This is a genomic window from Amycolatopsis sp. lyj-108, from assembly GCF_046549005.1.
GTDB lineage: Bacteria > Actinomycetota > Actinomycetes > Mycobacteriales > Pseudonocardiaceae > Amycolatopsis.
In genome coordinates, this window is record NZ_JAJPWQ010000002.1 from 321,442 (window position 1) to 343,703 (window position 22,262).

A 22,262-nucleotide genomic window follows, 5' to 3' on the forward strand; every position below is an offset into this window, starting at 1 on the left:
TCCCGTTGAGGCAGGGAGAAGCTGGGGCCGTGACGGTTCGCGCAGGTCGCGACCCGCACCCCCGACCGACGTTCGGAGGTACGACCAATGGCCGATTATCCATCGGCGGCGGATTACGATCCGACCACGGCCGTGTCGCTGTTCGACGACGCCACGTGGGAGAAATCCTTCGCGAGCGAGCCCAACGGGGGGAACTGTGTCGAGGTCAACCTCGCCAACGAAGGCCTGGTGGGGGTACGTGACACCAAACTGGCCAACAGTCCTGTCTTCGTCTTCGATTCCGGTGAGTGGAACGCCTTCCTGAAGGCGGTCAAGGCCGGACAGTTCGATTTGAGCCCTTGACGGAAGGCTCGCGTGCCCGTCGGGACACGCGAGCCATCCGATCTTCGGTCACTTCGAGTCACACCGTCGCGGGGAGCCCGTTCCCGCGCAGCCTGGACTTGGTGCGCCTCCAGGCGATGGCGATCAGGACGGCGAGCACGATCAGCGGGATCAGGCTGATCGACCAGCTCACCGCCATCGGCGGCCCCGGCTGTTCGAGCACCGCGAGATCACGGAGTTCCCCCGAGCCCTTGCCGGCGGGCCCGTCTATCTCGAACCGGAACGTCCACGAGCCCTCCGTCTGCAGGGCACGGATGTCCAGTCCCCACACCTCCAGTTTCCGCGGATGCTTCGCCAGCGGTTGCGGACGGCTGAGCCGCCCGGTCTCCGGATTGACGAACGCGAGCGTCCCCGACTTCCCGGCGATCCCGTCGTCCGGGATGAACGTGAAGTCCAGCGACTGCATGGCGCGCAACGGCCACGTGCTGAAGCCGACCGTCATCCCGTACGGGCCGACCTGCACCCGTTCGGTGTGGACGATGTTCACCGGTTCGTAGGCGTTCGCCGCGGGCGTGGTCGCGAACAGCAACCCGATCGCCGCCGCCAAGGCCAGCAGTGTCCTACGCATGCGCGTTGTCCCCCTTCGCCGGGGCCAGCAGCCTCAGCATCCCGCCGAACCGCCACCCGGCGAACCCGCCGAGCAGCCCGAACACCGTGCCGGCGGCGGCCGTCGCGAACACGATCGGCCACCCGACCGAGTCGGCCCCGTAAACGATCGCGTTCTGGATCGGCATGCTCGCGCCGACCAGGAAACCGCCGATCGCGCCCGCCAGCACGGAAACGCGGCCCGCGGACCAGCCGCGCCGCGAAAGCAGGTACACCGCTTCGAGTACGGCCGCGATCGGCAGCAACGCCATCGGCATCATCGAAGGCATCGCGGGCACACCGTCGATGTAGTCCCGCATCGGCAGGCCGACGGCGCTCGCGTACGCCTCGGCGGCCCACGGCGAGAACCACCAGGTGATCGCCTGGATGACCGCCAGCGCCGCGGCGACCCGGATCGCGCCGCCGGGCCGCCCCCAGAACCCGGCACCCGCCGAGACCAGCAGCACCGAAAGCAGGGCGATACCCACGGAGACGACGTCGAGCCCGTCGACGTCGATCTGCTCCAGCCCCAGCACGGTCACCGTGCTGAACGCGATCAGCACGCCGAGGCTGCCGACCACGCCGACGGTGCCCCAGCGGTGCTCCCGCGCGGCCGCGAACACCATGACCGTGCCGATGATGCTGAGCGTGATCGACAGCAGCAGCCCGATGTGCGGCGGCGAGTCGATCACCGCGTCGAAGCCGTACAGGCCATGCCACCACTGGTCCCACAGGCCGTACAGCAGGAACATCGCCGCGCCGGTCCCGGTCACCAGATAGCCCGCCGGTGCGGCGAAGACCTTGCCGAAGACGTTGATCGCCCGGCCGCCGGCACGGGCGTCGACCGGACGGCCCGCTCGGCGCGCGGCCGTGGTCATCAGCACGACCACGAGGCTCGCGAGCCCGGAGATCGCGCTGCCCGAATACAGGAACAGATGCGGCATCGTGAAGAACGTGTCCGGGCCGACGTCGCCGTGCCACTGGATGTCCCAGGTCAGCCCGACGAGCGAGATCACCGATCCGGCCAGCACCGTGCCCGCCGGTATGAGACCGGTGCGTTCACTTCGTGCCACCGAGGCGACCCTCGCTCCTCCCGCGGTGAGATCCATGACCCCCCGACCTCCCTCTCTTACTTGACCAGCAAAGGAAAAACGTGCTGCGTGGCGCCGGACGGCCCGCGCAGTGAAACGGTGATCTCCCATTGCCCCGACATCGGCAGCAGGACGTCGCCGGTGCGGAACCTCCCCGGTGCCTCCGCGATCGCGGGCGACGGGGCGAGCGCGTGACCCATCTGCGGCATCACCGGTTCGAGGGTGACGACGTCCGGTGTGGCGCCGGTGACGGTCAGCGCGAAGACATTCCCGCCCTGGTGCGGATCTTCGACTGAAAGCTGCACGGTGTACGGGCCCTGTGTCGAGCGCTGGACCTGTGCGCCGCCGCTGCTCGGCCAGACCAGCCAGGCCACGATCGCCACCACGAGCACCGCGACCACGGAGATCAGCAGGACGGGCTTGCGTCTGTCCACTGTGGAAATCACTGCGGTGCCCCTTCCGCCGGGACCTCGATCTGCATGGGCACGGTCAAGACCGTGTACTCGCGCTCGGCCTGCAACCAGATCCGGTACTTGCCGGGTGCGGCGAAGGTGTAGGTGAACGGGACGTCGGGGCCGTACGCGGCGACGGTCTCGTCCGGCTTTCCCGGCATCCCTGGTGATTGCGGGATCATCGAGTGCACGTGGGCCCAGGTCGGCGCGGCAGCGGCAGCCGCGCCGACCCGGCTGTCGTCGGTGATCGGGCCGACGACGATCAGATGGCCGAGCATGCCCAGCCACGGCTGGAGATCCGCGCGGCCGAACCGCGCGATGATCGTGGTCGGCGTACCCGGTTTGACGTCGATGTCGACCGGGTTCCCGTTCACGACCCGCTTCCCGGCGCCGGCGGGGACGGGTTCGGCGGGGGAGTCCGTTCCGGTCGCGACAGCCAGTGTCGAGCGGACCAGTTGCACGCCACCGCCTCGGCGGGCGAGTTCCGCGGCGACGGCGTAGGTCCCGGCCTCGGGCGGGGTGAACCTCACCCGGTAGTCACCGGGGCCGACGCGCACCGGATGCAGATGCCAGAGCCTGCCCGTCGGCGAGATGACGACGAGATGGACCAAGGCGTTGTCGTGCACCAAAAGGTCGTCGACGGGACGGCCGGTCGCGCCGTCGGCGATGGCGAGCCGGACCTCGGCGAGGGCACCCGACCGCGCGTTCGCGGAACGCACGGCCAGATTGACCGGCGGCCGGGAGAAGTCCACAGTGGACATCTGCGCGTTCGCGTACGGGTCTTGGATGTTGTCGATCGTCGGATCCAGCGCGGCGCCCGGCGCGGGCGGCGGCGGAGTCGACGCGGAGAGCATCGCACCGGTGATCGCGACCGCGAGCGCGGCCACCATCCCGCCGGCGGGGATCAGCGCGAGCTGCGGCCGGCGCACGCGCATCGCGACGACCAGACCGAGCACCAGGAACACGCCCGCGGCGACGAATCCGCCGAAAGTGGCCTTCTCCCACGGTGGGATGACCCTGGCCGGGACGATGAACGGGATCGACGCGGTGTCCGTCCCGTCGTCGAGGCCGAGCTCCCACGGTCCCGGCTGGTCCACCTGCAGCCGCGCGGAATGCGCGCCGGGCAGGCCGTCCAGTCGCACGGTGGTTTCGGAGAACGTCGTCCCCGCGGTCGACGCGCGCAGTTTCAGCGTTCCCGGCGCGCTTCCGGTGTGCGTGACGACGTCGACGTGCAGCGGCCCGGGCGCGATGTCCATCCGCCGCAGGATGATCGTGAGATCGCGGGTGCCGAGCGTCTGCGCGACCTGGACGTCCGCGCCGCTCGACACGCCGTCCGCCCGCGCGGTGCCGCCCAGCAGCATGGACGCCAGCGCGCAGAGCAAGAGTACGCGGGCGATGACCAACGGCGCCGTGCGCCGCCCCCTCGGTGAATTCCCCATCCCGGCTGAAGTTAGCGGCGGCGGCAGGGGAAAGCGTCACGGCGCGGGGTGAACCGGGGTCCCCCGTGAAGGGGATCATGACCCTTACCCCGGTGGGGTCAGCCACCCAGGAAACGATACGCGCGCGGATGCGCCCGGAACCACACGTTGAGCCTGCCGATCCGGCGGACGAGCGAAGACCGCAACGTCACCGGCACCAGTCCGCCCACGGTCCGGACTACGGCGCGGAACCGGTCGAATCGGCGCTGGTCCCGCGCTGTCCACTGTAGACCGAGACGGTCCCGCAGCGCGGGCGGCAGCGTGCCTCGGATGACGAACATCTGTCCTCGGTACTGCCACCGTCGCAGCCGCACCCAGCGCTTGTCGGGCAGCCATCGCCACGGTTTCTTCACCGTCCGGATCGTTTCGAACAGCGTCGAAATCGTCTCGTTCGGGCCGAAGCCGTCGATCATGTCCGCGTAATATCGCTCGAATTCCGGCCAAGTCGGCGGCAGGTCCTGTTCGCGCAGGCCGAGGAGCCGTCCGACGTCGCGCATCTGCGAGTAGTATTCGTCCACTTCGGACGGTGTCATCGGGGTGCCGTAGAACCGTTGTGTGTCAACGGGAACCATCACGAGCGTGGCGTGCACCCAGGCGTACGCGTGCGGGTTCAGCGCGCTGTACCGGCGGCCTTCGGCGTCGACACCGGTGAACGACCGGTGTAGTGCGCGCAGCCGGTCCGCCTCGTATCGCGCGCCCTCGGGGCCGCCGTAGATGTAGATGGACAGCGAAGCGGCCGTGCGCATCAGCCGCGTCCACGGATCGTCGACGTAGTCGGAATGATCGCGCACCCCGGCCGCGACGACCGGATGCGCCACCTGCAGCACCAGCACCTGGCCCGCCAGCAACCCGGCCCGGAAGTCGCCGAAGTACTTCCACGCCGCCGTCCCCTTGACGATCGGCGGCCCGGTCATGGCGCGCCGCGGATGAGCATCATCAACGACTGCGCCACCGCGACGCCGTCGTCACCCGTGGCCAGCCTGCGCAACTGGAGTCCGGCGATCAGCGCGACGACAGGACCGGTCAGCCGTTCCGGGGACGGCACGCCGAGTGTCCGCAGGATCACCAGCGCCAGCTCGTCGTAGGCGGCGAAGCACCGCGAGGCCGCGTCCTGGAGCCCAGGGTCGCGCGCGGCCTGGAGATACAGCTCGTGCGCGCCGAGTTCGTCGGTGCCGAACGGAAGCTGCGCGATGACCTGCTCGACCACCGACGCGGCCTGCTCGACACTCAATCCCTGTTCGCGGTAGGCGTCGACGAAGCCGGTCAGTTTCGTGGTCTCTTCTTCGGCGAACAGCAGCATCGCCTCGCGCAGCAACGCGGTCTGGCTGGGGAAGTGGTAGGTCAGCGTGCCGAGCGAGACACCGGCCGCGGTCGCGATCCGGCGGTTGGTCAGCCCGCCGACGCCCTGTTCCCCGACCACCTTGAGCGCGGCGTGGAGAATGGTCTCGCGGGTGTTCACCAAGCGGTCTCGGGTTTGCGGTCCTGCCACCGTTCGACCTCTTCCAGTTGCGCGGCCAGCGAAATCAGCCGTTCCTCGGCGTGCGAGGGGCCGAGCAGCTGCCCGCCGAGCGGCAGGCCTTCGGGGCTCAGCCCGGCGGGGACGTTGACGCCCGGCCAGCCCAGCACGTTCCACGGCCAAGCGTAGGGGCACGCCGCGATCATGGCCTGGTCGGTCTGCCAGCCGCTGAGCTTGTCGAAGGCGCCGATCCGCGGTGGCGGCGTCGCGGTGGTCGGCGTGAGGACGACGTCCACCCGGCCGAACACCGAGCCGATCTGCCGTTGCAGCAACGGTTCCGCGGCGCGAGCGAGGCTCAACGCCGGCCCGGCCAGCGCCGAGCCCTGCCGGGCGTTGGCGCGGGTGCGCGAGTCGAGCCGCGCCTGATCCGGGACGCGACGGGCCCAGTCGCGCACGCCGACGAGCGAACGCGGCAGGAAGGTGAGGCCGATCAGCCGGTAGTCGGGTTCGATCTCGACGATCTCGTGGCCGAGTTCGGCGAACCGCTCCGCGAGCCGGACGACGGCCGCGTGCGCCTGCGGTCCGAGCCGGGTTTTCGTCGCGGTGAAAGGGATCCGTGTGGACAGCCCGATCCGCATCCGGCCCGGTTCGCGGCGGGCGGCCGACTGGAACGCGGTGCCGGTGCCGGCGGCGACGTCGAGCAGCAGGGCCGCGTCGGCGACGGTGCGCGCGAGCGGGCCGACCACGGTCAGGCCGTGGAAGAGTTCGCGTTCGGCCGGGACACGGCCGCGCTGCGGTTTGATCCCGACCAGGTCGGTCCACGCGGCCGGGATCCGGATCGACCCGGCCCCGTCGGAACCCAGCGCGGCGGCGATCACCCCCGACGCGATGGCCGCCGCCGCGCCGCCGGAGGAACCGCCCGGGGTGCGTTCGGTGTCCCACGGATTGCGGGTCGCGCCGAACGCCGGGCCTTCGGTGAACGGCCACTGGCCGAGTTCCGGGGTGTTGGTCTTCCCGATCAGCACCGCGCCCGCCCGGCGAAGCGCGGCGACGGGCGGCGAGTCCGCCGTCGCGACGGAGAAGTCGCCTTCGCAGCCGAACGCCGTGGGCAGCCCGGTGACGTCGAGGTCGTCCTTGATCGCGGTGGGGACGCCGAGCAGGGGAGCGGTTTCGCCGGCGGCGAGCCTCCGATCCGCCTCCTCGGCCTCGCGAAGGGCCTCTTCGGGGCGAAGGCATTTGAAGGCGTTGAGAACCGGCTGACTGGCTTCGGCCTTTTCGAGCGCCAAGCGCGTGAGCTCGACTGACGTCGTGACTCCGGCGGCGAGCATCGAAGCCTGTTCAGCCAGGCCGGTGAACGCGAGGCTCGGTTTCGAAGTGGTCATGGCTCCCCCTGCACGTCTCGTTCGTTCAAACGAACGATACCACCGGGCAAGTTCGATGTGGTTACGTGACTTTCATGAACCTCGATCGCTTCCCCCGCGTCGACCTCGGCGGCTACCCGACGCCGCTGCATCCGGCACCCCGGCTGGGCGAGGCCATCGGCCTGCCGAACCTGCTGCTCAAACGGGACGACGTGCATCCACTCGGCGTCGGCGGCAACAAACTGCGCAAACTCGAGTTCCTGCTCGGCGCGGCGATCGAGAACGGCGTCGACACGGTGATCACCTTCGGCGCGCTTCAGACCAACCACGGCCGCCAGACCGCCGCGGCCTGCGCGAAGCTGGGATTGCGGTGCGAGCTCGTGCTCACCGCGAAGGTCCCTCGCGACGGCGACGCGTACGAACGGTCCGGCAACGTGTCCCTCGACCATCTCTTCGGCGCGAACGTGCACATCTGCCGCGACGGCGAGGAGACCGGAAGGACCTACGAGCGGCTGATCACCGAGGCCGCGGCCGAGGGCCGCGAGGTGGCCACGTTCCCGGTCGGCGGTTCCGACGGCGTCGGTGCGCTCGGCTACGTGGCGGCCGCGCGGGAGATCGCCGGGCAGCTCGCCGGGCTGGGCATCACCAAGGCGCGGCTGGTCGCCCCGCACGCCAGCGGCGGGACCTCCGCCGGGCTCATCGTCGGAACGGCGGACCTCGACTGGCTGACGCTGGACATCGCCTGCGTCAGCCATCCGGTCGACGAGGCCCTCGACAATCTGGCGGATCTCACCATCTCGGCGTCGGTACTGCTGGGGACCGAACCGCCGTCACTCGACGGCCTGCATATCGACGACCGCACGATCGGCCCCGGCTACGGCATCCCGACCGGCGGCACCTGGGACGCGGTGCGGCTTTTCGGTCGCACGGAAGGGATCGCGCTCGATCCCGTGTACACCGGCAAAGTGGGCGCCGCGCTGATCGACTGGGCCGCCGAAGGCCATTTCGCGGCCGACGAGCACGTGGTCTTCCTGCACACGGGCGGTTTGCCCGGCCTCTACGGTTACGCTCCCGAATTCGCCGACGCGGTGCGCCGCTGACGCGACCTTCAGCATCCCGGCGATCAGGACCACGTGCGCCACCAGCGAAACCCGCTGCATGACACCGACCGGCGCGATGTCGGTCAGCGTCTTGAAGAACGGGATGTCGGACAGGCGCACGAAGATGAAACTGAGCCCGAAGACGATCAGCCCCGCCGCGCTGCCCCACGCCAGGCGGCCGACCAGCTTGGCCGCCGGCGTGCCGCGCAGGTTGTCGCGCAGGGTGAATCCGGCGGCGGGCAGGCTGAGGAACGCGACGAGGCACGCGTACAGGTGGATCTCGCCGCTGACCGGATCCGGGAATTCGGGGTAGCTCGCCGGGAAGATCGCGGCCGCCGCCAGCCCGAGCGACCACAGCACGAACAGCAGTTTCGTGGTGCGGCTGAGCGTGATCCCGGCCGCAGCCAGCGCGCCGAGCGCGGTGAGCGAGCCGATCGACAGGGAGAGCACGCTGGCGCCGAGCATGCCGGTGCCGCGGTCGACGTAGGCGTAACTGGACAGCGTGTCGAACACCGGATCGCGTGAGCTGATCAGATGGAGCACGACCATGGTGAACAGTGCCCAGCCGATGGCCGCGCCCGACGCGATCAGCCAGGGCTTGGTCCGCGATCTCTCCCCAGGGAACGTCATGCGTTCAGCGTGCTCGCGCCGGCGCGGTTTTCCGATCCGGGAAGCCCCCGGTTTTACCCTGGGGCTACCCCGAAGTCGACCAGTACCAGTAGCTGGTCATCGTGCCTTTTCGCACGGGGCCAGCGCTCGCCGTCCGGGTCCTGTTTCTCCGCCGTGCGCACCGCGTCGAGGACGGCGTCCGGACCACGCTGCCTGCTGATGTCGAGCACTTCCGGCCAGTCGAACAGTTCGTACTCGTCGACACCGATCGCGACGCCGTCCGTCGCCAGGAGCAGGGCGTCGACCTCCGAGCGCGGCCAACTGCGGCGTACGGCTTCGGCGGCCGCCTTCGGTTCCGCTTCGGCGACCCAGAAGCCGTCCGGCGCGTTGCGTTTCGCGCGGACGTCGGCGCCTGTGCGGAGCTGGCCGTCTTCGCGCAGCGAGACCAGCCTGTCGTCAGTGAGCGGATCGGCGCCCGAAGGACCGAAGGCGACGATCGGACTGTCGGCGAGCACCAGTCCGTCGACGGTGTCGTCCGTCCAACGTGCGATCGCGACCGTGCTCGACGGCGACCGCCCCGGTGCGAGGCCTTCACGACGTGCGACGTCGGCTATCGACTCGGCGAGGAGCACCGCGAGATCCGCCTGGGGTTCCGCGCTCAAAGCCCGCGACAGGCTGTGCACGAGCAGGCTCGCGTACCAGCCGCCGGACGGCACATCCGGCCGCGGCGCGGTCGCCCCGTCGAGCACCACCACGGCGTTACCGAGTACGGCGACATGGTCTTCGGTCGGGCGCGTCGCTCCGTCCGCGCCTATCCCGTCCCTTCCCGCCACTGAGATCTGGGGCATGTCCCCGACCCTAACTGTCAACCGAAGTTGACATGGGGGCGATGTCAACGTAGGTTGACATTATGACCGAAGCGACAGATCTGGCCGCGCGAGCCGGTGACCGCGATCCCCGCGTGGGATTGCGCGCCGTCGCCGCCTTGCGCCGGCTGTTGGAACAACTCGAGGCCGTGCAGGTCCGCAGCGCGCGGGTGCACGGCTGGTCCTGGCAGGAGATCGCGGCCGAGCTGGGGGTCAGCAGGCAAGCGGTGCACAAGAAGTACGGGAGGCACTGATGTTCGAACGCTTCACCACCGAAGCCCGCGAAGTCGTCGTCGGAGCCCAGCGCGTCGCGTCGGACGAGGTGTCCGGGAACGTCGACCCACTGCACCTGCTGACGTCCCTCGCCCGGCACACCGGTGTGCTCACCGCACTGGGCTGCCCGGCGGACGAACTCGCCGACGACCTCCGGCGAGTACGCCGCCGGGGCGGGATGAGCGACGCCGACGTCGAAGCACTGAGCGGCTTCGGCATCGACGTCGAGCACATCGTCGAGCGGGTCGAGCAGACCCACGGCCCCGGCGCGCTGACCGGCGGCCGCCGTACCGGGCGCGGCCATCGGCCGTTCACGCCGGAGGCGAAGAAGGTGCTGGAGAAGAGCCTTCGCGAAGCCATCGACGTCGGCAGCAAACGCATCGAAGGCGAGCATCTCCTGCTTGCGATGACCGCCGTCCCGGGTCCGGCCGCCGACGTCCTCGCGCAGCGGGGCATCGACTACCTTGCCGTCCGGCGCCTGCTTGAGCAGCGGGAGGCCAGCTGAGCCCTGGGTCACCGGGGTCGCCCGGTGACCTGAAGGGGCCCCTTCAGGACGCCGAAGAGCGTTCCCGCCAGATGACGTACGGCAGGAACGCCTGCGTCAGCGGTCCGATGGCGAGCGCGTAGAGAACGGTGCCGACGCCGACGGTGCCGCCGAGCAGCCAGCCCGCGGCGAGAACGGTGATCTCGATGAGGGTCCGGACGAGGCGGATCGACTTGCCCGTCCGGGCCGACAGTCCGGTCATCAGACCGTCGCGGGGGCCGGGGCCGAGCCGCGCGCCGACGTAGACCGCGGCGCCGAGACCGTTGAGCACGACACCGGCGACCAGGTTGAGGAGCTGCCAGCCGAGCACGTCCTGGTCGGGCAGGAAGAGCCGCACGAAGTCGACGGTGAGCGAGATGACCACGATGTTGGCGACGGTGCCGATGCCGGGCCGCTGCCGGAGCGGGATCCACAGCAGGAGCACCAGGACCGACGCGATCGCGGTGACCGTGCCGAACGACAGGCCGGTGATCTTCATCAGGCCTTCGTGGAGCACGTCCCACGGGTCGAGGCCGAGTCCTGACCTGGTCAGCATGGCCATGCTGCCGCCGTAGAGGACGAGCCCGGCGACGAGCTGGATCGAGCGGCGGGTGGTGTCTTGGGAGATGCCGACGGGTCGGAGATCGAGTTTCAGTGCCACGAGTGCACCATCGGGGGTAAGTGGCTACCTTGACCATGGCCAATCTGGAACAATTGGCCTTATGGAACCGCTGATCCCGCTGACTGGACGCGTTTCGGGTGCGAAATTGGCCGTTTTGCTGGGGAACTGGCGGCAGAGTGGTTCTCGACACGGTGCGGCGGATCTCGCGGCCGCTGTCGAGCTGCTGGTCCTCGACGGCAGGCTCCCGCTCGGCACCAGACTCCCGGCCGAACGCGAGCTCGCCGACGCGCTGGAGGTCAGCCGCACGCTGATCGGGGCCGCGCTGGACAAACTGCGGGCCGACGGCCTGGTCTCCAGCCGTCGCGGCGCCGGTTCCTGGATCGCGTCGCCCGGCGGCCGCGGCCGGGACCCGATCCTGCCGACCGGCGAGGACCTGATCGACCTCGCTCAAGCCTGTCCGCCTGCCATTCCCGGCCTGGTGCCCGCGGTGGACGCCGCGCGGAAGGCGCTCGTGGACCACCTCGGCGAGAGCGGCTATCACGTCCGCGGCCTGCGGATCCTGCGTGAGCGGATCGCCCGGCGCTACACCGAACGCGGGCTGCCGACGAACGCCGATCAGGTGATGGTCACCAACGGTGCGCATCACGCGTTCGTGCAGGTCCTGCGCATGCTGGCCGGTCCCGGCGACCGGGTGCTGGTCGAGCAGCCGACGTACCCGAACTCGCTGGAGGCCATCGGCGCCGCGCACGCCATCCCGGTCCCGGTGCCGCTGGACCCGGTCACCGGCTGGGACATCGTCGGGATCGAGGCCGCGCTGCGGCAGTCCGCGCCGAGGCTCGCGTACTTCGTCGCGGACTTCCAGAATCCGACCGGCCTGCGCCTGGACGCCGTCGGCCGGGAGCGGCTCGCGGCCGCGCTGAGCCGCGCGCGGACCCCGGCGATCATCGACGAGACACTGGTCGAGCTGGACCTCGAAGGCGATCCGGTCGACGGGCCGCCGCCGCTGGGCGCGTTCGCGGGCGATCTCGGCATCACGATCGGCTCCGCGTCCAAGTCGCATTGGGCGGGTCTGCGGCTTGGCTGGATCCGCGCTTCCGAGGACGTCATCGGAAGGCTGATCGCGGCGCGGTTCGCCGTCGACCTGGGGTCCCCGGTTTTCGAGCAGCTCGTCCTCGCCGAACTGCTCGACGACGGCGGGTCCGCGCTGGCGCACCGCCGTCAGGAGACGCTGGCCCTGCGCGACGCGCTGACCGGCGCGCTGAACTGGTACTGCCCGGACTGGACGTTCACCGTGCCGCCCGGCGGGCTTTCGCTGTGGTGCCGTCTGCCGGAGCCGATGAGCACGCGGCTGGCCGTCGCGGCGGCAGGGCACGGGGTGCAGGTGGCGCCGGGCTCGCGGTTCGGTGTCCACGGTGGACTGGAGCGCTGGCTGCGGCTTCCGTACGCGCTTCCGGCCGAGAGGCTTTTCGAGGCCGTACGGCGGTTGGGCGCGGCCGCCGCTTCGGTGGCCGCGACACCCACGACAGTCGCCCCGGTGGCCGTCCAGGTCACCTGACCCCCCGCAATTCGTCACCTACTTGCGTGTTTCGTGAGTGACCAGCGCGAGTCGAATGCCGCAAGTAGGTGACGAATTGCGGGGAAGGGGGCGGAAACGGAAATAGCCGGTGCGCCGGCGGGGCGGCCGATGCTCCAGGGAGGGCATCGGCGCCGCACGACCAGCGCACCGGCTATCCGGCCCGCCCCGAGGTCGAAACCCCGGGACGGGCACCGCGGCGGTTACCCGGCACAGCCCCTCGACGTGCCGGGAACCGCCCGCGGTTCAGGCGGACTTCGAGCTTGGCCGGCTCCTGCTCGGCGCGGTGAGCAGAAGCCCCCGAAGTCCACCCGGTGCTGGTCCCGGCGCCGCAGGGGCAGCGCGGCGCCGGGGCCGGGATCCGAACCGGCCGGGCGCGGTCGGCCGTTCGGAAAGACAAAGGGGTTGCCTGAAAGAGGGGCAGGCGAAAGCGGCTTGTGCCAGAGGAGTCAACGGACGTCGAAAACCGAAGTTGATCTTGGTTTGGACGTACTTCTCCCCGGTGACCCGGTCAGGTCAGTCGGGGGAGGTGGCGGGAAGCGCGGCTTCCCTGCCGGTGCGCTCGCCCTCGTGGTCGCAGCCCGTTCCGAGGAGTTTCAGCTGCGTGGCGGGGATTCCGGCGTCGAGCACGGCGAGCGGCCCGCGGCCGCCACCGGTGTTGTCGTGCCCGGGCTGAGCGGTCGTCGTGGGCGCGATCGGGGCCACCGGGGTGTTCGGCAGGCCACCGCCGCCGCCGGAGCCGCCGCCGTCGGGGGACGCGTGCGTGTCGGATTCGGCGGGCGCGCCGGGAGCGGGCTGGGCGTCGGACTTGACCCGGACCGGCAGGGTGACGCGGTGGTTCTGGGCCGCCGTCGCCGGAACGGGTGCCTCGGCGGGAGCGGACGGACTCGGCGCCGGGGTGTTCGGCGTGGGCGTGGGCGTGTTCACCGTGGCGGCCTTGGCCGGGACGGTGATGCTGACCGAGCCACTCGCCGACTCACCGGATCCGCCGCCGAAAACGGGGTCGAGCGTGTCGCCGGTGCCCGGCAGGATCACCGGGCCGCCCCCGCCGCAGCACGGATTCGGCGTGAGGATCGGCGCGACGACCTGGTCGCCGATTCCGCCGACGACCCCGCCGACGGTTTCGACGACGCCGCCGACCGTGTTCGTGACGACGTTCAGCACGCCGCCGATGAGGCCGCCCAGCAAACCGTTGGACGACTTCGCGGTCTTCGCCACAGGCTCCGGAGAAGAGGTCTTCTCGACGGAACTGGTGCTCTCTTCCTCGACAGCGGCCTCAGGCTCCTCGTTCACAACAGGAGCGGGCTCATCCTTCGGGGTTTCGGTGGTCTCAGCGGGTTTCGGAGTCTCGCTCTCGGTGGAGTCCGAAGTGGACTCCTTGGGAGTAGTCGTTTTCCCGGATCCGGCTTCGTCCGAAGGCTGGACAACGGAGGTCTCCGGCGTCACGGGAGTCTGCTCGTCGGCCGAGGCCGGGGCGCTCAGGACGGCGCCGAGGATCCAGCCGGAGAGCGCGAGCCCGCCCGCGAAAAGGATTCGCGCGCCGGTTTTCGGTGCACTGAGGCCGCGACGGTGCACGACTGCCGGACCATTCACAGCAATCACCACCGTCCGCGCCTGAAACCCACGTTGTCCGCGTGAGTTCGATCTTGCTTGGGGTCTCTTCCGGTCAGGTCGCAGTTCCCCCGGGGCTGCACCAGTTTTAGCACCGGAGGGGAGTGTTTCACCTCAGCCGCCGCCGATCCAGCCCGTTAGGCGGAACGACGCAACCGGCTCCGGTACCCGGAGTACCGAAGTTGATCACTCTCGGTATGTGCCGGGCGGCCATCCGGGGACGGGTGGAACTACTCAAATCCTCGGTGACCTGATGTTTTCCAGCCTCGAGCCGGATCCCTGCTGCGGTGCGTGCCGTCGAAGTCGCGTTCGGTGATCGGCGCGGCGAACGCAAGCCGCCGGGAGGGGGGAGTCCGGGATGTGGGACGTGAACGCGGTGTCGGGGGCGATGTTCAAGGCGCTGAAGACCTATCGCTTGAGCGAAGCCGATGCCAGGGACGTCTGTCAGGACGCCTGGCTGGAACTGCTTCGCGCACCTGGCGCGCTACGGGACGAAGCGAAGCTCGGAGCTTGGCTGACGACCACCGCGCGACGCCGTGCGCTCCGGATGATCACCAGGAACAGGCGCGAAACACCGCGTCCGCTCCCCGATGCGGAGACGACCCCGGAGACCGAGGTCATCCGAGCCGAACGCGACCGCGCGCTCTGGACGGCGGTCGATCGGCTGCCGGACTCGCATCGGCGGCTGATCCGCCTGCTCGCGCACCGGCCGGAGCTGTCCTACGCCCAGATCGCCGGGGAACTGGGCATCAGCCCGGCCAGTGTGGGCAGGCTGCGAAGACGGTGTCTCGACCGGCTCAGGCGGGTGCTCGAAAAAGGCGGCTGGGCGTGAACATCGGACGAGTCACCGGAGTTTGCGCAAACGGGTGACCGCTTCGTCGATGACCTCGTTGCGTTTGCAGAACGCGAAACGCAGCAGGTGTTTCCACTCTTCCGGGTGATCGGTGAACACCTTTACGGGCACGGCCGCCACGCCCACCCGTTCGGGGAGCTCCCAGGCCAGTTCGGCGGCGTCTTCGAAACCGAGCGGGCGGACGTCGACGCAGACGAAATACGTCCCGGCGGTCGGCCGGACCGCGAACCCGGCGTCCGCGAGGCCCGCCGCGAGCCGGTCTCGTTTGTCCTGGAGGCTCGTGCGCAGGTCTTCGGCCCACGGCAGTTCGTGGTCCAGCGCGTGGGCCACGGCCGGCTGGAGCGGCCCGCCCGAGACGAAGGTGATGAACTGCTTCGCCGCTTTCACCGCCGCCACCAGTTCGGGGCTCGCGCAGACCCAGCCGATCTTCCAGCCGGTGCAGTTGAACGTCTTGCCCGCGCTGGAGATCGAGACGGTCCGTTCGCGCATGCCGGGCAGGGTCGCCAGCGGCAGGTGCTCGGCGTCGTCGAAGACCAGGTGCTCGTACACCTCGTCGGTGATCGCGATCAGGTCGTGCGTCACGCAGAGCGCGGCGACGGCTTCCAGTTCGGCGCGCGTGAACACCGTGCCGGTCGGGTTGTGCGGTGAGTTGATCAGGATCGCCCTGGTCCGGTCGGTCACCGCGGCGCGCAGGCCCTCGATGTCCAGCGCGAACCGGCCGTCGCGTTCCACCAGGCCGACGACACGCCGCTCCGCGCCCGCCATGGCGACCGCGGCCGCGTACGAGTCGTAGTACGGCTCGATGACGATGACCTCGTCACCCGCCTGGGTCAGTGCGATCAACGACGCCGCGATGGCCTCGGTGGCGCCGGCGGTGACCAGGATCTCCGTGTCGGGGTCGTACGCGGTGCCGTACCGCAGCCGGTGCCGCGCGATCGCCGCGCGCAGCTCGGGACGCCCCGGACCCGGCGGATACTGGTTCGCGCCGCCGAACAGCGCGTTCTTGGCGGCTTCGAGCATTCCGGCGGGCCCGTCGGTGTCGGGAAAACCCTGGCCGAGGTTGACGGCTTCGTGGCGGACGGCCAGTGCCGTCATCTCCGCGAAGATGGTCGAGGTGAAGGGCTGGAGGCGGGGTACGAGGACAGGTTCGCGCACGATCAGCCATCCTCACGGACAATGGCGGTGTGGAGCAACTGACGCCCGCCAAGGTGACCCCAGCCGATCCGCCCGGTGGAACCGCCGCTGAGGAGGAAAAGGCGCGTGGCCTGCGCAAGATGAAGATGGTCGCGCTGTCGTTCCTGCTCGGTGCGACGGTGATCTTCCTGTTGACCAGCTGGGCCGAGGCCGCGGGCTGGCCGGGCTGGGTCGGCTACGTCCGCGCGGCCGCCGAAGCCGGGATGGTCGGCGCGCTCGCCGACTGGTTCGCGGTGACGGCGCTGTTCCGGCATCCGCTGGGGATCAAGATCCCGCACACCGCGATCATCCCGAGCAAGAAGGACGCGCTGGGCAGCAGCCTCGGTGACTTCGTCGGCTCGAACTTCCTGTCCGAGTCCGTGGTCCGCGAGAAGCTGAGCCGGATCGAGGTCTCGAAGCGGCTCGGCGGCTGGCTTTCGCAGCCCGCCAACGCGGAGCGGGTGACGTCCGAACTGGCCACCGTCGTCCGGGCCGCGGTCAAGGTGCTTCGAGACGAAGACGTCCAGGCGATCATGGAACAGGCCGTGGTCAAGCGGATCGTGGACAAGCCGTGGGGCCCGCCGCTCGGCAAGATCCTGGCAGGCGTGTTCGCCGACGGGGCGCACCACAAGCTGGTGGACCTGATGTGCGACCGCGGCTACGAGTGGGTGCGGGACAACCACTCGACGATGCTGCGCGTGGTCTCGGACCGGGCGCCGAGCTGGTCGCCGAAGTTCGTCGACGAGATGCTCGCGGACAAGGTCTACGGCGAGGTGCTGTCCTTCGTCTGGGCGGTGAAGACCGACGTCAACCACCCCATGCGGCTGGCGCTGGACAAGTTCCTCGGCGAATTCGCCCTCGACCTGCAGACCAATCCCGAGGTGATGGCGCGCGCCGAACAGGTCAAATCCCAGATGCTGGGGCATGACGAGGTGCAGAAGCTGATCGGCTCGGCGTGGGCGACGGCGAAGGAGATGCTGCTCAACGCGGCGGAGGATCCGTCGAGCGAGCTGCGGCGCCGGGTGCGCACCGGTCTCGAGTCCCTCGGCGGGCGGCTGGTCTCCGACGACCACATCCGGTCCAAAGTGGACACCTGGGTGGAGGGTGCGGCGGCTTACCTGGTCACCCACTACTCGCAGGAGATCACCACGATCATCACCGACACCGTGGAGCGCTGGGACGCCGAGGAGACCTCGCGCAAGATCGAGCTCCAGGTCGGCCGGGATCTGCAGTTCATCCGGATCAACGGCACGGTGGTCGGCGCGCTCGCCGGACTCGTCATCTACGCGGTCGCGCAGCTGCTCTTCTGAGTGGCGGCGCGTATACCACACTCCGGAAGCCTTACCGCGAGTTGTCCACAGGAAGTGGAGTCATCCCCAGGGTTATCCACAGCTTTTCACGTTTTTGGCCTAACGGTGTGCACAACCCCTGGGGGTAAGTCGGGGGTGGGTGACCCCAGAAGTTGTGGTCGCGGCGGGCACGCGTGATCAGCCGGCTGATCACGCAAGTAGGTGACTAATTGCGCGGTCAGGGCCTCAGGTCGAGACGTCCGCGGTCCGTGCCCGCCAGGCCCGCGCCTTCTCCCGGTTCCCGCAGGCCCGCATCGAGCACCACGTCCTGGACCGGTTGCGTGATTCGTCGTAGAAGGCCCACAGGCAGTCGTCCGCCGGGCAGATCTTGAGCCGGATCCATTCGCCGAGCACGGTCAGCCGGGTCGACGCCGCCATCACGGCCTCGGTGACCGTTTCCGCGACGAGGAGCGGGCCTTCCTGGCCGAGGATGATCTCCGCCGGCGCGCGCAGGCCGAGCCGGGGCAGTCTCGGGTCGCCGATCGCGGCGCGCAGCGCGTCCCGGGTTTCGCGCGCGGCCGCGGGGGTATCCGCTCGCAGCCGGTGATCCCTGGCCCAGCGTTGCCAGGACTCCAGATCGTCCAGGAGGTCGGTGCCGCGTTCGACGTTCACCGTGTTCAGAAACTCGACCACCAGGGACGCGTCGGTGTTCACCCCGCCCAGTGTACGGGCGGCACCTGTTGTCATCGGCTCCGATAACCCGCATACTCGGTTCACTGGTTACTCGATCATTCAGGAGGCTGACCCATGGGTGCGGTACCGACCTTTGGCGCGGTGGCCCTCGACTGCCCTGATCCGGTCGCGCTGGCGGAGTTCTACCGCGAGCTGCTCGGCTGGGAGCCCGCCGAAGTCGCGGATGACGGCCATTGGGTGACTCTGCGGAATCCGGAAGGCGGCGCGCGGCTCTCGTTCCAGCGCGTGCCGGACTACCGGCCGCCGGAGTGGCCGTCCGCGGAGAACCCGCAGCAGGCGCACCTCGACCTCGACGTCACGGACATGGAAGCCGGGCACGAGCGCGCGCTGAAGATCGGCGCGAAGCTGCTCGACGACGCCCCGGAGACCTTCCGGGTGTACGCGGATCCGGCCGGACACCCGTTTTGTCTGTGCGCCTGCTGACCTCGGACGCGAAAAATGCGTAATCTCTGATACGTGATTTGTCCGAAGTGCCAGAACGCCATGAAGACCGTCGACAAGAACGGTGTCCACATCGACCAGTGCCAGGGATGCCGCGGCATCTTCCTGGACAGGGGCGAGCTGGAGGCCATCGCCGGTGCCGAGAACTCGTACTACGGCGGGCACCAGCCCCCTCCGCCGTATCAGGGAGGTGGCCACGCGCCCGCGCCGCACTACGGCCGTCCGGACTCCCCGCGCCCGCACCGGGGCGGGTATGCCGATTCGCCGAAGGGGTACCGCGGCGGTGGTTACGCGGACTCGCCCAAGGGCTACCGCGGCCACGCCGACTCGCCGCACGGGTACGGCCACAAGCGTCGTAAGGGCGGCTTCCTCGAGGGTCTCTTCGACTGACCGTGGTCCTCGATCTCAAGATCTGCCCGGCCTGCGGTGATCGCGCCGAACGGCCACAAGTCGAGAGCGGGCTGCTGGTGTGCGCGGTGTGCGCGCACCGGTGGCCGTTCCGGCGGCTTCCGCTCTTCGCGCTGACCGGGCCGAGTGGCGCCGGCAAGTCGACGGTCGGGCCGCGGCTGGCGGAGCGGCTCGGCGATCTCGCGCTCGTGGTCGAGCAGGACGTGCTGTGGACGGGGGCGCTGCGCGACGACGTCCCCGGCCATCCCGCGTTCCGCTCGACCTGGTTGCGGATGGCGGCGATGCTGCACCAGAACGGACGGCCGGTCGTGCTCTGCGGCACCGTCGCGCCGCCCGAGTTCGAGCGGCTGCCCGAGCGCGTCTTCTTCTCCGACATCCACTACTTGGCGCTCGTCAGCGAGCCCGACGCGCTGCGCAAGCGTTTGCTCGCGCGGCCCGCCTGGCGCGAGTGGGACGAGGAGCGGGTCGAGGAGATGCTGGAGTTCAACGAGTGGCTGCAAGCGGAAGCACCCTCGATGACTCCGCCGGTCGAACTGTTCGACACCACCAGCCTTCCGGTGGACGACGCCGTCGACCACGTCGAGACGTGGGTGCGTGGCCTGCTTTCAGGGGCGCAACGGCCAACTGCGGCCATCGGGTGAATCCAGCCAGATCACCTGGTCTTCGCCGTCGAGGCTGAGCCCGAACCGGTCCCGCCCAGGCTCGCCGAGTTCGCGCCATTCCTCGTACGCGCTCTCGACGATCTCCCACAGCCGTCGCGGGCCGCCTTCGGCCACTTCGAACTCGCTGCCCCTCTGCCGATGCCGCATCCATGAGCCATCCGGGTGGAGCAGGGTGGTGCTCTGGCCTTCTCGTGCGGCCGTCACGCCCGGAAGCTGGAGCCCGGCGAAGAACTCGAAGCGGCTGCGGACCTCGGTGATCGCTCCCATCGGCAGTCGCGTCGGCCGCCAAGCGACGTCGCCTTCGAGCGCCTTCGACGGCTTGAAGCGGTGCGCGCGCAGCGGCATGAAGCGGCCGTCGCGGGCGAGCACCCGTCCTTGTCCCGTCGCGCCTTCACCGGCGACGATCCGGACGAGCCCGCCGCCGATCGGCCGGTTCAGCGTGGTGACGATCAGTCCACCGGGCACCGTCTGCTCCAGCCACGCGGGCGGGATCGACGACACCGAGCACGTGCACAGCACCCGGTCGTAGAGGACGCCCGCCGGGAAACCCTCGGCACCGTCGGCCGCGGCGCACGAGGGCGCGAACCCGACCTCCGAGAGCCGCTTGCGCGCGGCTTCGACCAGCTCGGGATCGATGTCCACTGTGTACACGAGCCCGGAACCGAGCCGATGGCACAGCAGGGCGGCGTTGTAGCCGGTGCCCGTGCCGATCTCGAGGACGCGGTGCCCGTCGGCGACCCGGAGCTCTTCGAGCATGATCGCCATGATCGACGGCTGGCTGGACGAACTCGTCGGCGTTCCCGGCTGCGCGCCGAGATAGCGCGCCCGTTCCCAGAGCCCGGAGTCGTCGTCGAGTTGGACGACCAGCACGTCGGGGGAGTAGACGCGGCGCAGCCACCCCTCGTCGCCGTGCTCCATCGCGGCCCAGCCGTTCGACGCCGGGACGAAGATCCGCGGCAGGAAGACGTGTCTCGGCACGGAGCGGAACGCGGACATCCAGTGCGCGTCGTGCAGCACGCCCTCGGCGAGCAGACGCTCGACGAGGCGCCGCCGCAGCCGCGTCGCGTTCGACATCCCTCCACGGTAGCGGGGTGAGCACCAACACACCCGATGGTTGCAAGCAGAGTGCTTGCAATAGCTAGCACCCCGGCGTAGCGTTGAAGACGTCGCGAGGAGGTGACCGATGTCAGACACCAACCGGGACCAGCCCGCATCGGGCGGGCCGATGGAGAAGGTCGCGGACATCGCTTCCGACATCGGCGAGTACATCCGCCAGCAGCGCAGCAACGCGAAGATCTCCTTGCGGCAGCTGTCGAAACTCGCCGGCGTGTCCAATCCGTACCTGAGCCAGATCGAGCGCGGGGTCCGCAAACCCAGCGCGGAGATCCTGCAGCAGATCGCCAAAGGCCTGCGAATCTCGGCCGAGGCGCTCTACGTGCAAGCGGGAATCCTCGATCTGCCCACGGGCGGCCCGGTCGGCGACGCGATCCGCGCCGACCTCGAGCTGACCGAACGGCAGAAGCAGGTCCTGCTCGACGTCTACGAAACGTTCCGCCGCGAGAACGCCGCCGCGAAGCCAGAACCGGTGGCGACAACCCCAGAACAAGCCACCGAATCCAAGGAGTCAGCATGACCACGGCCACGAAGAACAAGACCGACCGCAAGCACACCGCCCTCGACCAGGTCCGCACCCCGCTGCTTGCCGCCCTCGGTGCCGGCAACCTGGCAGGCCAGGCCGTCGTCGACGCCGTGTCGAAGGCCAAGGAGCGCGTCGTCGAGGGCAGCGAGAGCGCCCGCAAGAACATCGAAGAGCTGCCGCACGACGTCGAGGGCCTCCGCGAGAAGCTGGACCCGGCCGAGCTGCGCAAGGTCATCGACGAGTACACCGAGGCCGCGCTGAAGCTGTACAACAAGCTGGCAGAGTCCGGCGAGCAGGCGTGGGACAAGATCGCCGCGCAGCCGCAGGTCAAGAAGGCCATCGAGCAGCTCGAGGACGCACTGAGCACCGCGCAGGACCGCGTCGAGGACGCCACCAGCGATGCCCGTGAGCGCATCGACACCGTGCTCGGCAAGGTCACCAAGGGCACCCGCTCGGCGGGCGAGAAGACCGCCCGCAAGGTGACCGAGGTCGCCGGCGAGATCGCCGACGAGGTCGAGGAGATCGGCGACGACCTCGCGCACGAGACTCGCTCGGCTTCGCGCAAGGTCGCCAACAAGACCGCGCCGAAGACCACGGCCCCCGCGCGCCGCACCACCAGCAGCCCGGTCGCCAAGAAGCCGGCCACCGCGCCGAAGACCACCGAGAAGTAAAGATCCGCGTGGACTCCCGGGCCCCTGACACCGCCTTCGGTGCCAGGGGCCCGGGCATTCGCCCGGTTTGACGTAAGCTGACTTCGTGTTCGTTGCCACCTGGATCCTCATCGCCATTCATTGGGGCGGCGCACTGACGGGGCTGTTCGCTTTCGTGCATGCGCTGCTGCAGCGCGCGGACGCGTATTCCGCCGCCGATCGCAAGACCAAGCCCATCTGGATGCTCATCACCGGCGGGGCCACCGTGGTGCTGACCTTGTTCGAGTTCTACGGCGGCGGCATGATCCTGTGGCTGCCCGCGCTGGTCGCGGTCCTGGTCTACCTCGTGGACGTCCGTCCCAAGCTCATCGAGGTCCAGCGCGGCGGCCGCAACTGGTGATTAGGGTGGCGGT

At 69.6% G+C, this 22,262-nt stretch carries 26 protein-coding genes and 1 pseudogene; 13 read left to right on the plus strand and 14 right to left on the minus strand.

The genetic code is table 11. From position 1 onward, the window contains the following. Positions 1 to 87: 87 nt before the first annotated feature. Positions 88 to 342, plus strand: coding sequence for a DUF397 domain-containing protein (locus ACLJO0_RS07750; RefSeq protein WP_396554733.1), 255 nt, complete (start codon positions 88 to 90; stop codon positions 340 to 342). Positions 343 to 400: 58 nt separating this feature from the next. Here the strand turns inward: ACLJO0_RS07750 and ACLJO0_RS07755 are convergent, their stop codons facing one another. From ACLJO0_RS07755 to ACLJO0_RS07785, 7 genes are all read right to left on the minus strand, one after another. Further along, positions 401 to 949 carry a hypothetical protein gene (locus ACLJO0_RS07755; protein WP_410577208.1) on the minus strand — a complete coding sequence of 183 codons (549 nt, stop codon included), beginning with the start codon at positions 947 to 949 and terminating at the stop codon, positions 401 to 403. Then, positions 942 to 2,075 (minus strand): hypothetical protein, encoded by a 1,134-nt coding sequence (locus tag ACLJO0_RS07760; RefSeq protein ID WP_410577210.1) that lies wholly within the window; start codon positions 2,073 to 2,075, stop codon positions 942 to 944. Before ACLJO0_RS07760 ends, ACLJO0_RS07755 begins: the two co-directional genes overlap by 8 nt. A 20-nt stretch (positions 2,076 to 2,095) precedes the next feature. Further along, complete coding sequence (locus tag ACLJO0_RS07765; RefSeq protein ID WP_125790270.1) at positions 2,096 to 2,503, minus strand: FixH family protein; 408 nt, start codon at positions 2,501 to 2,503, stop codon at positions 2,096 to 2,098. Next, positions 2,500 to 3,948: a hypothetical protein gene (locus ACLJO0_RS07770; protein ID WP_410577212.1), complete on the minus strand. Its 1,449-nt coding sequence runs from the start codon at positions 3,946 to 3,948 to the stop codon at positions 2,500 to 2,502. The genes ACLJO0_RS07765 and ACLJO0_RS07770 overlap by 4 nt, the downstream gene beginning before the upstream one ends. A gap of 98 nt (positions 3,949 to 4,046) precedes the next feature. Continuing rightward, positions 4,047 to 4,901 (minus strand): oxygenase MpaB family protein, encoded by an 855-nt coding sequence (locus ACLJO0_RS07775; protein WP_410577214.1) that lies wholly within the window; start codon positions 4,899 to 4,901, stop codon positions 4,047 to 4,049. Beyond that, positions 4,898 to 5,446 carry a TetR/AcrR family transcriptional regulator gene (locus ACLJO0_RS07780; protein WP_410578197.1) on the minus strand — a complete coding sequence of 183 codons (549 nt, stop codon included), beginning with the start codon at positions 5,444 to 5,446 and terminating at the stop codon, positions 4,898 to 4,900. Before ACLJO0_RS07780 ends, ACLJO0_RS07775 begins: the two co-directional genes overlap by 4 nt. Then, entirely contained in the window at positions 5,443 to 6,825 is a 1,383-nt protein-coding gene (locus ACLJO0_RS07785; RefSeq protein ID WP_410577215.1) for an amidase, read from the minus strand. The genes ACLJO0_RS07780 and ACLJO0_RS07785 overlap by 4 nt, the downstream gene beginning before the upstream one ends. Before the next feature lie 74 nt (positions 6,826 to 6,899). Between ACLJO0_RS07785 and ACLJO0_RS07790 the strand changes: the two genes are divergently transcribed. Further along, positions 6,900 to 7,904 carry a D-cysteine desulfhydrase family protein gene (locus ACLJO0_RS07790; RefSeq protein ID WP_410577217.1) on the plus strand — a complete coding sequence of 335 codons (1,005 nt, stop codon included), beginning with the start codon at positions 6,900 to 6,902 and terminating at the stop codon, positions 7,902 to 7,904. Between the two features lie 78 nt (positions 7,905 to 7,982). Here the strand turns inward: ACLJO0_RS07790 and ACLJO0_RS07795 are convergent. After that, positions 7,983 to 8,534, minus strand: a pseudogene (locus tag ACLJO0_RS07795) (DUF998 domain-containing protein); the annotation flags it as partial. A gap of 53 nt (positions 8,535 to 8,587) precedes the next feature. Then, positions 8,588 to 9,361, minus strand: coding sequence for a protein phosphatase 2C domain-containing protein (locus ACLJO0_RS07800; protein WP_410577218.1), 774 nt, complete (start codon positions 9,359 to 9,361; stop codon positions 8,588 to 8,590). 62 nt (positions 9,362 to 9,423) lie between these two features. Between ACLJO0_RS07800 and ACLJO0_RS07805 the strand changes: the two genes are divergently transcribed. Both ACLJO0_RS07805 and ACLJO0_RS07810 read left to right on the plus strand, forming a co-directional pair. Further along, on the plus strand, positions 9,424 to 9,633 hold the full coding sequence (locus tag ACLJO0_RS07805) for a sigma factor-like helix-turn-helix DNA-binding protein (protein WP_004559389.1): 210 nt from the start codon (positions 9,424 to 9,426) through the stop codon (positions 9,631 to 9,633). Beyond that, positions 9,633 to 10,157: a Clp protease N-terminal domain-containing protein gene (locus tag ACLJO0_RS07810; protein ID WP_410577220.1), complete on the plus strand. Its 525-nt coding sequence runs from the start codon at positions 9,633 to 9,635 to the stop codon at positions 10,155 to 10,157. The genes ACLJO0_RS07805 and ACLJO0_RS07810 overlap by 1 nt, the downstream gene beginning before the upstream one ends. A 43-nt stretch (positions 10,158 to 10,200) precedes the next feature. On the opposite strand, the gene ACLJO0_RS07815 is transcribed toward ACLJO0_RS07810, so the two are convergent. Next, complete coding sequence (locus tag ACLJO0_RS07815; protein WP_410577222.1) at positions 10,201 to 10,836, minus strand: YczE/YyaS/YitT family protein; 636 nt, start codon at positions 10,834 to 10,836, stop codon at positions 10,201 to 10,203. Between the two features lie 61 nt (positions 10,837 to 10,897). Between ACLJO0_RS07815 and ACLJO0_RS07820 the strand changes: the two genes are divergently transcribed. Further along, positions 10,898 to 12,352: a PLP-dependent aminotransferase family protein gene (locus tag ACLJO0_RS07820; RefSeq protein WP_410577224.1), complete on the plus strand. Its 1,455-nt coding sequence runs from the start codon at positions 10,898 to 10,900 to the stop codon at positions 12,350 to 12,352. A gap of 534 nt (positions 12,353 to 12,886) precedes the next feature. Here the strand turns inward: ACLJO0_RS07820 and ACLJO0_RS07825 are convergent. Then, positions 12,887 to 13,963, minus strand: a complete 1,077-nt coding sequence (locus ACLJO0_RS07825; protein ID WP_410577226.1) for a hypothetical protein — start codon at positions 13,961 to 13,963, stop codon at positions 12,887 to 12,889. 376 nt (positions 13,964 to 14,339) lie between these two features. Between ACLJO0_RS07825 and ACLJO0_RS07830 the strand changes: the two genes are divergently transcribed. After that, positions 14,340 to 14,813 (plus strand): RNA polymerase sigma factor, encoded by a 474-nt coding sequence (locus ACLJO0_RS07830; RefSeq protein ID WP_410577227.1) that lies wholly within the window; start codon positions 14,340 to 14,342, stop codon positions 14,811 to 14,813. Between the two features lie 12 nt (positions 14,814 to 14,825). Here the strand turns inward: ACLJO0_RS07830 and ACLJO0_RS07835 are convergent, their stop codons facing one another. Then, entirely contained in the window at positions 14,826 to 15,989 is a 1,164-nt protein-coding gene (locus ACLJO0_RS07835; RefSeq protein WP_410577229.1) for a pyridoxal phosphate-dependent aminotransferase, read from the minus strand. A 29-nt stretch (positions 15,990 to 16,018) separates the two neighbouring features. Between ACLJO0_RS07835 and ACLJO0_RS07840 the strand changes: the two genes are divergently transcribed. Continuing rightward, complete coding sequence (locus ACLJO0_RS07840; RefSeq protein ID WP_410577230.1) at positions 16,019 to 17,317, plus strand: DUF445 domain-containing protein; 1,299 nt, start codon at positions 16,019 to 16,021, stop codon at positions 17,315 to 17,317. Positions 17,318 to 17,542: 225 nt separating this feature from the next. Here the strand turns inward: ACLJO0_RS07840 and ACLJO0_RS07845 are convergent, their stop codons facing one another. Beyond that, positions 17,543 to 18,043: a CGNR zinc finger domain-containing protein gene (locus tag ACLJO0_RS07845; RefSeq protein WP_410577232.1), complete on the minus strand. Its 501-nt coding sequence runs from the start codon at positions 18,041 to 18,043 to the stop codon at positions 17,543 to 17,545. Positions 18,044 to 18,103: 60 nt separating this feature from the next. Between ACLJO0_RS07845 and ACLJO0_RS07850 the strand changes: the two genes are divergently transcribed. From ACLJO0_RS07850 to ACLJO0_RS07860, 3 genes are read left to right on the plus strand one after another with little or no spacing between them, the layout of a single operon-like run. Further along, complete coding sequence (locus ACLJO0_RS07850; protein ID WP_410577234.1) at positions 18,104 to 18,472, plus strand: VOC family protein; 369 nt, start codon at positions 18,104 to 18,106, stop codon at positions 18,470 to 18,472. Between the two features lie 33 nt (positions 18,473 to 18,505). After that, a complete protein-coding gene (locus tag ACLJO0_RS07855; protein ID WP_410577236.1) occupies positions 18,506 to 18,880 on the plus strand; it encodes a zf-TFIIB domain-containing protein in 375 nt (124 codons plus the stop codon). 2 nt (positions 18,881 to 18,882) lie between these two features. Next, entirely contained in the window at positions 18,883 to 19,539 is a 657-nt protein-coding gene (locus ACLJO0_RS07860; RefSeq protein WP_410577237.1) for an AAA family ATPase, read from the plus strand. On the opposite strand, the gene ACLJO0_RS07865 is transcribed toward ACLJO0_RS07860, so the two are convergent. Then, positions 19,504 to 20,634, minus strand: a complete 1,131-nt coding sequence (locus ACLJO0_RS07865) for a methyltransferase domain-containing protein (protein ID WP_410577239.1) — start codon at positions 20,632 to 20,634, stop codon at positions 19,504 to 19,506. The genes ACLJO0_RS07860 and ACLJO0_RS07865 overlap by 36 nt on opposite strands. 151 nt (positions 20,635 to 20,785) lie before the next feature. Between ACLJO0_RS07865 and ACLJO0_RS07870 the strand changes: the two genes are divergently transcribed. From ACLJO0_RS07870 to ACLJO0_RS07880, 3 genes are all read left to right on the plus strand, one after another. Further along, on the plus strand, positions 20,786 to 21,193 hold the full coding sequence (locus ACLJO0_RS07870) for a helix-turn-helix domain-containing protein (RefSeq protein WP_125791490.1): 408 nt from the start codon (positions 20,786 to 20,788) through the stop codon (positions 21,191 to 21,193). Further along, positions 21,190 to 21,870, plus strand: a complete 681-nt coding sequence (locus ACLJO0_RS07875) for a hypothetical protein (protein WP_125788643.1) — start codon at positions 21,190 to 21,192, stop codon at positions 21,868 to 21,870. The genes ACLJO0_RS07870 and ACLJO0_RS07875 overlap by 4 nt, the downstream gene beginning before the upstream one ends. An 85-nt stretch (positions 21,871 to 21,955) precedes the next feature. Further along, positions 21,956 to 22,249 (plus strand): DUF2516 family protein, encoded by a 294-nt coding sequence (locus tag ACLJO0_RS07880; protein ID WP_125790253.1) that lies wholly within the window; start codon positions 21,956 to 21,958, stop codon positions 22,247 to 22,249. Positions 22,250 to 22,262 lie beyond the last annotated feature (13 nt).

What these genes read in the sequence shown, in the direction of transcription:
- ACLJO0_RS07750 (WP_396554733.1), top strand. Translation starts at nt 88, where the DNA reads ATGGCCGATTATCCATCGGCGGCGGATTACGATCCGACCACGGCCGTG.
- ACLJO0_RS07755 (WP_410577208.1), bottom strand. Translation starts at nt 949, where the DNA reads ATGCGTAGGACACTGCTGGCCTTGGCGGCGGCGATCGGGTTGCTGTTC.
- ACLJO0_RS07760 (WP_410577210.1), bottom strand. Translation starts at nt 2,075, where the DNA reads ATGGATCTCACCGCGGGAGGAGCGAGGGTCGCCTCGGTGGCACGAAGT.
- ACLJO0_RS07770 (WP_410577212.1), bottom strand. Translation starts at nt 3,948, where the DNA reads ATGGGGAATTCACCGAGGGGGCGGCGCACGGCGCCGTTGGTCATCGCC.
- ACLJO0_RS07775 (WP_410577214.1), bottom strand. Translation starts at nt 4,901, where the DNA reads ATGACCGGGCCGCCGATCGTCAAGGGGACGGCGGCGTGGAAGTACTTC.
- ACLJO0_RS07785 (WP_410577215.1), bottom strand. Translation starts at nt 6,825, where the DNA reads ATGACCACTTCGAAACCGAGCCTCGCGTTCACCGGCCTGGCTGAACAG.
- ACLJO0_RS07790 (WP_410577217.1), top strand. Translation starts at nt 6,900, where the DNA reads ATGAACCTCGATCGCTTCCCCCGCGTCGACCTCGGCGGCTACCCGACG.
- ACLJO0_RS07800 (WP_410577218.1), bottom strand. Translation starts at nt 9,361, where the DNA reads ATGCCCCAGATCTCAGTGGCGGGAAGGGACGGGATAGGCGCGGACGGA.
- ACLJO0_RS07805 (WP_004559389.1), top strand. Translation starts at nt 9,424, where the DNA reads ATGACCGAAGCGACAGATCTGGCCGCGCGAGCCGGTGACCGCGATCCC.
- ACLJO0_RS07810 (WP_410577220.1), top strand. Translation starts at nt 9,633, where the DNA reads ATGTTCGAACGCTTCACCACCGAAGCCCGCGAAGTCGTCGTCGGAGCC.
- ACLJO0_RS07820 (WP_410577224.1), top strand. Translation starts at nt 10,898, where the DNA reads ATGGAACCGCTGATCCCGCTGACTGGACGCGTTTCGGGTGCGAAATTG.
- ACLJO0_RS07830 (WP_410577227.1), top strand. Translation starts at nt 14,340, where the DNA reads ATGTGGGACGTGAACGCGGTGTCGGGGGCGATGTTCAAGGCGCTGAAG.
- ACLJO0_RS07845 (WP_410577232.1), bottom strand. Translation starts at nt 18,043, where the DNA reads ATGACAACAGGTGCCGCCCGTACACTGGGCGGGGTGAACACCGACGCG.
- ACLJO0_RS07850 (WP_410577234.1), top strand. Translation starts at nt 18,104, where the DNA reads ATGGGTGCGGTACCGACCTTTGGCGCGGTGGCCCTCGACTGCCCTGAT.
- ACLJO0_RS07865 (WP_410577239.1), bottom strand. Translation starts at nt 20,634, where the DNA reads ATGTCGAACGCGACGCGGCTGCGGCGGCGCCTCGTCGAGCGTCTGCTC.
- ACLJO0_RS07870 (WP_125791490.1), top strand. Translation starts at nt 20,786, where the DNA reads ATGGAGAAGGTCGCGGACATCGCTTCCGACATCGGCGAGTACATCCGC.
- ACLJO0_RS07875 (WP_125788643.1), top strand. Translation starts at nt 21,190, where the DNA reads ATGACCACGGCCACGAAGAACAAGACCGACCGCAAGCACACCGCCCTC.